This window comes from Nostoc sp. JL31, from assembly GCF_017114965.1.
GTDB lineage: Bacteria > Cyanobacteriota > Cyanobacteriia > Cyanobacteriales > Nostocaceae > Nostoc > Nostoc punctiforme_A.
The window spans coordinates 1-5,421 of the sequence record NZ_JABXKO010000104.1 but is presented as its reverse complement, the minus strand read 5'-3'; the positions used below and the strand labels follow the sequence as shown (position 1 = coordinate 5,421).

5 protein-coding genes, 1 pseudogene and 1 CRISPR repeat array are annotated in these 5,421 nt (G+C 44.4%); of the genes and pseudogenes, 5 read left to right on the top strand and 1 reads right to left on the bottom strand.

The window, feature by feature from the left end; genetic code table 11:
• Nucleotides 1-54 precede the first annotated feature (54 nt).
• Nucleotides 55-873 (top strand): annotated as a pseudogene (gene cas12k / locus HWQ43_RS25800) (type V CRISPR-associated protein Cas12k); the annotation flags it as partial.
• Nucleotides 874-1,317: 444 nt separating this feature from the next.
• Nucleotides 1,318-1,715: a CRISPR direct-repeat array (repeat unit 37 nt; unit sequence GTTGCAACCGTCCTCTCAGCAATGGGAGGGTTGAAAG).
• 726 nt (nt 1,716-2,441) lie between these two features.
• On the opposite strand, the gene HWQ43_RS25795 reads toward cas12k, so the two are convergent.
• A complete protein-coding gene (locus HWQ43_RS25795) occupies nt 2,442-2,630 on the bottom strand; it encodes a hypothetical protein (RefSeq protein ID WP_292738947.1) in 189 nt (62 codons plus the stop codon).
• 178 nt (nt 2,631-2,808) lie between these two features.
• Between HWQ43_RS25795 and ndhL the strand changes: the two genes are divergently transcribed.
• The 4 genes from ndhL (at nt 2,809) to HWQ43_RS25775 (ending at nt 5,207) form a co-directional block, all read left to right on the top strand.
• Nucleotides 2,809-3,021 (top strand): NAD(P)H-quinone oxidoreductase subunit L, encoded by a 213-nt coding sequence (ndhL, locus tag HWQ43_RS25790; RefSeq protein ID WP_094347179.1) that lies wholly within the window; start codon nt 2,809-2,811, stop codon nt 3,019-3,021.
• A gap of 24 nt (nt 3,022-3,045) precedes the next feature.
• A complete protein-coding gene (locus HWQ43_RS25785; protein ID WP_094347180.1) occupies nt 3,046-3,357 on the top strand; it encodes a DUF3007 family protein in 312 nt (103 codons plus the stop codon).
• 116 nt (nt 3,358-3,473) lie between these two features.
• Nucleotides 3,474-4,301, top strand: a complete 828-nt coding sequence (trpA, locus tag HWQ43_RS25780; RefSeq protein WP_292738944.1) for a tryptophan synthase subunit alpha — start codon at nt 3,474-3,476, stop codon at nt 4,299-4,301.
• Nucleotides 4,302-4,538: 237 nt separating this feature from the next.
• The gene (locus tag HWQ43_RS25775) at nt 4,539-5,207 is read left to right on the top strand and encodes a heterocyst differentiation related protein (protein WP_292738941.1); all 669 of its coding nucleotides are present in this window, start codon (nt 4,539-4,541) and stop codon (nt 5,205-5,207) included.
• Nucleotides 5,208-5,421: the final 214 nt, after the last annotated feature.

The following is a 5,421-nucleotide window of genomic DNA, read 5'->3' as shown; positions in this document are numbered from 1 at the left end:
CTGGTGTTTTTGCGATCGCCCCTAATTATACTTTGTCGAGAGTGATAAAAGAGGGTTAATCACTTGAGTCTCTATTGCTGTGTTGACAGTCGCCTCTGGACTGCTGAAGGAACAGAACAGGTTCGCCAGGAAAAAACTGATGAGATTACCAAATTCATCACCAACATGAAGAATAAAAGTGACCTCAGCGAAACACAGCAAGCTTTTATTAAACGTAAAGAATCAACGCTAACTCGAATTAACAAATCCTTTGAGCGTCCTAGTCAACCCCTTTACCGAGGTCAATCACACATTTTGGTTGGAGTCAGCCTGGGACTAGAAAAACCTGCAACTGTCGCCGTAGTAGATGCGATCGCAAACAAAGTCTTAGCTTACCGCAGCATCAGGCAATTACTAGGTGAAAATTACGAACTCCTAAATCGCCAGAGACGACAACAGCGATCGCTATCCCACGATCGCCACAAAGCACAGAAAAGCTTTTCTCCTAATCAATTTGGCGCATCTGATTTAGGGCAGTATATAGACAGACTATTAGCTAAAGAAATTATTGCGATCGCACAAACCTATAAAGCTGGCAGTATAGTTTTGCCTGAGCTAGGGGATATGCGAGAGATTATCCAAAGTGAAATTCAAGCCATAGCCGAAGCAAAATGTCCTGGCTCCGTAGAAGTTCAGCAAAAATATGCCAAACAGTATCGAGTTAACGTCCATTCCTGGAGCTACGGCAGATTAATTCAAAGCATTCAAAGCAAAGCTGCTCAGGCAGGAATAATGATTGAAGGGGGAAAACAACCTATTCGCGGCAGTCCCAATGAAAAAGCAAAAGAATTAGCCTTTTCTGCTTACCATCTCCGCCTAGCTAGGCGAAGTTGACAAATATCTGAACCTTGACAATAAAATAATAAACAGCGCCGCAGTTAATGCTGCTTGCAGCCTCTGAACTGTGTTAAATGAGGGTTAGTTTGACTGTAGCAATACTGTCTTGCTTTCTGACCCTAGTAGCTGCTCACCCTGATGCTGCTGTCTTCGGACAGGATAGGTGCGCTCCCAGCAATAAGGGCGCGGATGTACTGCTGTAGTGGCTACTGAATCACCCCCGATCAAGGGGGAACCCTCCCCAATTCTTTATTTGACGCACCAAAGAGAGGTCAAAATTCCGCTCCTGGTTCGCGCAAATCCTGAAAACCTAATCCTACAAGGAATTTAGTCATAAATTTCTTTTGTAGACAATTCAAAAATTACATCCTGGGAGGATTTTTGAGAAGGTTGACACAAGTCTGGTCTGGAAACCCTTCTATACAAGGGTTCAAGATGGCAGTTGCAACCGTCCTCTCAGCAATGGGAGGGTTGAAAGCAGTAAAAGGAATGGGTAAATCCCCAATTTTTACGGTTGCAACCGTCCTCTCAGCAATGGGAGGGTTGAAAGTGTACACTTTGATCGCCCAATTACAACGGCCACCAAGTTGCAACCGTCCTCTCAGCAATGGGAGGGTTGAAAGTTGTTTTAGGGCTAATTAGTCCCTTGCTGACAAAGTTGCAACCGTCCTCTCAGCAATGGGAGGATTGAAAGAAGCTAATGAAGCTTTTGTCAGAATCGATCACCGAAGTTGCAACCGTCCTCTCAACAATGGGAGGGTTGAAAGTTATGAATTATTCCGCTTGGATTTGGCTCTAACCGGTTGCAACCGTCCTCTCAACAATGGGAGGATTTAAAAATCTTTCAAGCAGGATTAGTGTTAGGTTTCAGTAATTATTATTAAAGTTAGGGGCGGGTTGAAAGCAAGTCCCTTCACCCCATCGTTTTAGTTGCTTTGTATAATAATTACAGAGTGTATTCTCAGCGACATGAATTTGTCACCGCTAAACTAGCGACATCTAATTTGTCACGATGACAGATAATCTGACTCAACGACATTAATCTGTCACCGACGACAAATAATTAGTCACTGTACAGGTAAAGTCACACGAAGGCTTTTCGGTATTTTAAATTTTTAGTGGGGGTGGAGGGACTTGAACCCACACGACCTTTTACGGTCAACGGATTTTCATTCTCCCGCAGTTTTCACTGCTACCTGATGACAATAGTCAACTCAGATTTTGAGAATTGGACTCTCCCTTTACCCTCGACTTAACGTTAGGGTAGCTCCCGTCGGGTCTCTGCACCTTCCGAACAGTTATGAGTTAGGAGTTAGGAGTTAAGAGTTTTAAATTTACTCAGCACTCATTACTTATGACTCAGGACTTTCTTCGGCTTGGCTCAGGATTGCCATGTCTGTCACCAGATTTAGGTTTCCCTGAGTTTGAGAGCTTCCACTTGAGGGATTTCTCCTTCAAGGCTCAATTATTTAAGTCCGTAGCGTCTACCATTCCGCCACACCCCCGCAGGTGTTTGGCAACTAGTGTAACTAGTTATTTTTTAGAGGTAGCAAATACCTCCTTATCTATTCCACCATCAATTGTGTCTTTTGTCCAACTAGATTGAAAATATTTTTTCCAGATTGGGCGATCGCTTCAGAGATTTGGAAATCTTCTTGGTTTTCTCGTAATAATCTGGATGAGTTTTCGATCTTGTCTGACCAGAGCATTTTGCTAGTGGATTCACATAATAGCATGATATTAGCTTTTGTCATGAAATCCGTTAATCGCCTACAGTAAAAGTACTCCAGCCCGCCAAAGCTGCGCTTTCGCCTCCTTGTTAGCAGTTTCGAGGAATTCTGGCACAGTTATGTTGAAAGCATTATGACTATACTTCTCTGAGTCTGTCTCTTCAGCCTATGATGGAAAACAGATGCTTAAGACTTGAAAGTTATGATTGTCGCCCTGCTATATCTGATTTTGGCTGGAGCTTACCTTTTGGTAATCCCCATTGCTGTTTTGCTGTACCTGAAGCAGCGTTGGTATGTAGCTAGCTCCATTGAGCGTGTCTTTATGTACTTTTTGGTGTTTTTCTTCTTTCCGGGTCTGTTGGTTCTATCGCCGTTTGCAAATTTCCGACCCCAACGGCGACAAGTTCAAGTTTAACGAGATTGGTAGGTCATAACTCTCATGCGACGGATTGACGCGATTGGAATTGGCTTGGGTGTTTTTATTGCCGGCGGCTTGGCATACTTAGGATTGCAGCTAGTCGGTTTGGATAATCAAAAAGCTGGTATATGGAGCCAAGTCTTGCTAGTCAGTGCCTTAGTTGGCTGGTTAGCCACCTATTTTTTCCGTGCGGTGGGACAAAAAATGACCTACCACCAACAGAGGGAACAGTATGAGCAAGACTTTCTGCAAAAGCGGCTAGACGAGCTTACTCCCGAAGAACTCGCACGAATTCAAGCCGAAATAGAACAAGAAGAGCAATCTCAGGTGTAAAGTTATCATTGGTCAGTTGTCTCATTTGTCCTTTGTTATTTGTGCTTTGTAACTTGCCTAAAACTAATGACTAATGACCACTGACCAATGACCACTGACTATTGACACTTGACTAAATGACTGCGATTTCTGATTGCTTTAAAACCCTTGGGCGCAATCGTGAGTGCGCCCTAATTCCGTTTATTACCGCTGGCGATCCCGATTTAGAAACCACAGCAAAAGCCTTGCAGGTTCTAGATCGTAATGGAGCCGACATTATAGAACTGGGTATACCCTATTCCGATCCTCTGGCTGATGGTCCAGTCATTCAAGCTGCTGCTACCCGCGCCTTGCAAAGGGGTACGAAGTTAGAGCAGGTGCTAGAAATGCTGCAAGGGATTACTCCCAAATTGCGATCGCCAATTATTCTGTTAATTTATTACAACTCAATTTTGCACCGGGGAATTGAAAAATTTCTTGGGCAAATTGCTGTTGCTGGGGTTGCAGGATTGGTAATACCTGATTTGCCCTTAGAGGAAGCAGCAGGCTTGCTCCAAGCAGCTAGTGAGATGGGAATTGACGTAATCTTGTTGGTTGCTCCCACCAGTTCTGCTGAACGGATTGAAGCGATCGCTCGTTCTTCCCAAGGATTTATTTATTTAGTCAGCGTGACTGGGGTTACAGGGGTGCGATCGCAACTGGAAAACCGCGTGTCCGATTTACTCAAACAAATTCGTAGTGTTACTGATAAACCCATTGCAGTCGGCTTTGGAATATCTGAAGCTGAACAAGCCCGTCAGGTAATGGAATGGGGCGCAGATGGTGCGATTGTAGGTAGCGCTGTTGTCAAACGGTTAGCCGAAGGAACACCAGAGCAGGGACTAAATGCGATCGCCCAATTTTGCCAAAGTCTCAAGGCAGCCATCAAGACGACCAACACCAGCACAAATACTCCTCTTGATTAGATGGGGAAAGTAGATTAAAAAAGTATAACAGTGTAGTTTTTCTATCCTTACTTGGTAGACAATTTGACCATTATGGTCTTGAATATTAACATCAGATATTGATGATGTAAAAAAACTAGCTGATAGAGTCGCTTATAGTTTGAGTATTATGTGAAATTAAGTAGGCATAATTTATGAGTGTGAGAGTGAGTCAGTCAAAAATGATTATAGTTACGTCGCAATCGAGGAGCAAAGGCGATGAGTGAGAGTATGGCATTTATCGGCGGGGTTGCCGTAGCTGGGCTGGCGGCTCTCGTATTGCTCAAAGGCACAAATACCCCTCTACAATCTAACTTCGCTGTTGCTCCGCAAATGCCAGGTGTAGTCGCGCCCCAAGGAATGCAGCCACAAATGTATCCTTACGGGCCTTATGGGCAACCAATGTATCCCAATCAGGTTCAACCACCGACTGCTCCCAATACTGACCAGCGCCTAGAGATGGAGAAGTTGAACACGCAGATGCAGCTGGAGCGTTTAAAAAACGACAATGAACAGCTAAAGTTGCAAAATCAACAACTCCAAGGCCAAGTCCAAAATTTCAATACTCAGCAGCAGTGGCAATTAGCCCAGCAGAATAACCAACCAAAAACAGCAGCAACATTCCAGCCGCAAAATAATTGGTGGTCTTCACCTGTGCTTTGGGCTGTGGGAGGCGCAACTCTGACTATTGGTGGTGGTGTTGTTGTGGCTGGGGTATTAGCTTTGTTCTCACCACGGCAGCGTCCAGCCCGTACTGTACAAGTTATTCACCCTTACCAAGGAAATACGCCGCCCTTGGTTCCAGTCCGTCGTGCTGAGTTTCTGCCTGCTTCGCGGATGGAAGCAAGACGAGTTGAAGCCCAAGAATACGACGAAATGCACGGATAGGGAAAATAAAATCACAGATAAATACCTATTTAAAATCTCGTTTCTAGGTATAATCTGGAAACGAGTTTTATTCGTCTAATACTGCGAATTCTGGCGGTCAGAGGCATTAGTGTAAACTTAAGCTTAAACGCTTATTCCACAGGCGTTTTACCCCTCCCCTGGTTGAGTCGATGGGGGATATTATTCCCCGCACCTCTCAGTTAGATCCGTGCGT